Origin of the sequence: Mesorhizobium sp. M7A.F.Ca.CA.004.12.1.1 (genome assembly GCF_003997835.1) — a bacterium.
GTDB lineage: Bacteria > Pseudomonadota > Alphaproteobacteria > Rhizobiales > Rhizobiaceae > Mesorhizobium.
In genome coordinates this window covers 1-1,084 of the sequence record NZ_RZRK01001266.1, presented here as the reverse complement: position 1 = coordinate 1,084, position 1,084 = coordinate 1, and the positions used below count along the sequence as shown (strand labels likewise).

Annotated in this window: 1 protein-coding gene; it reads right to left on the bottom strand. The window is 61.8% G+C overall.

What is annotated here, in order from left to right; all coding sequences use genetic code 11:
• A partial coding sequence (locus EN984_RS35670; protein WP_127384409.1) for a formimidoylglutamate deiminase occupies window positions 1–1,012 on the bottom strand: 1,012 nt, incomplete at its 3' end.
• Window positions 1,013–1,084 lie beyond the last annotated feature (72 nt).

The following is a 1,084-nucleotide window of genomic DNA, read 5'->3' as shown; positions in this document are numbered from 1 at the left end:
GCTGTGAATATTCGAGCTGGCGCAATTCGTCGGGCAGGCCGATGAGCACGTTGGAATCGGAGCCGACGCCATAGCGGCCGCCATGTTCCCTGAACAGCGGCGCGGCAAAAGTGCCGTCACCGAGATTGGCCTCGGTGATCGGGCAGAGGCCGGCGATGGCGCCGCTCCTGGCCATGGCAACGGTTTCCGTATCGGTCATATGGGTGGCGTGGATCAGGCACCAGCGCTTGTCGACCTTGGCATTGGCGAGCAAAAACTCCACGGGCCTCGCGCCGGACCAGGCAAGACAGTCCTCGACCTCTTTCACTTGCTCGGCGATATGGATGTGAATCGGCCCCTCCGGCGCCAGCGCGGCGACTTCGGCTAGCTCCTGCGGCGTCGCGGCACGCAAACTGTGCGGAGCGACGCCGACGACAGCCTGATTCAACGCGCGAACCAATTCGCGGCATTTCTCAACAAGCCGCGAGAACCGATTCACATCGTTGATGAATCGCCGCTGACCTTCGTTTGGCACGGCACCGCCGAAAGACGAGTGCGCATAAAACACTGGCAGCAGCGTCAGGCCGATACCTGTTTCGCCGGCCGCCGCCGCGATGCGCCCGGCCATCTCGGCAAGATTGGCGTAGGATTTTCCATCGCGGTCGTGATGCAGATAGTGAAATTCGCCGACGCGGGAAAAACCGGCCTCCAGCATCTCGACATAGAGTTGTGCGGCAACCGCCTCGACCTGATCGGGTGTCATCGACAGGGCGAAACGGTACATCACCTCGCGCCAGCTCCAGAAACTGTCGGCGGAGGGGCCGCGAAGTTCGGCAAGGCCGGCCATGCCGCGCTGGAAGGCGTGGCTGTGAAGGTTGGGCATGCCGGGCAACAGGATCGCGTGGCGTTCGTCGCCGGCTAGCGCGGTAGCTCCAGGTTCGACGGTCGTGATGCGTCCCTCGGCGAAGGTGAGCCGCACATTATCGCGCCAACCATCGGGAAGGAGCGCCTGTTCCGCAAAGATCGCTGCCACTTTTCTCTCCGGTCCTCTGTCTCTCATGCGATGATGGCACTTGCAGTGCGTTTCAATATGTATATACATAAT